The following is a 255-nucleotide window of genomic DNA, read 5'->3' on the forward strand; positions in this document are numbered from 1 at the left end:
GGTCTGGTTGGCCGCCAGCCTGCCCTCGTGCGCCAGGTAGTCCGCCCAGGTGACGTAGCCCTCGTGGTGGTCTTTGATCAGCACCGGCCACTCGGCCCGGGGCCGTTCCAGCAGCCCGGTGCGCACGGTGCCATCTGGCTCGATGGTGCGCCGGGACGTGTAGCGGCCGTGCACGTAGGCTCCCGCGTAGCACGGGTTCTTCAGCACGCCCAGGACGCGGGCGTGGGTGCGCCTGCCCCAGCGCAGCTGCCCGGC

At 72.5% G+C, this 255-nt stretch carries 1 protein-coding gene; it reads right to left on the bottom strand.

The features are described from left to right. On the bottom strand, positions 1-255 hold a 255-nt coding region (locus tag EAS64_RS43080), incomplete at both ends, for a recombinase family protein (protein ID WP_187366590.1).

Source organism: Trebonia kvetii, assembly GCF_007827045.1.
GTDB lineage: Bacteria > Actinomycetota > Actinomycetes > Streptosporangiales > Streptosporangiaceae > Trebonia > Trebonia kvetii.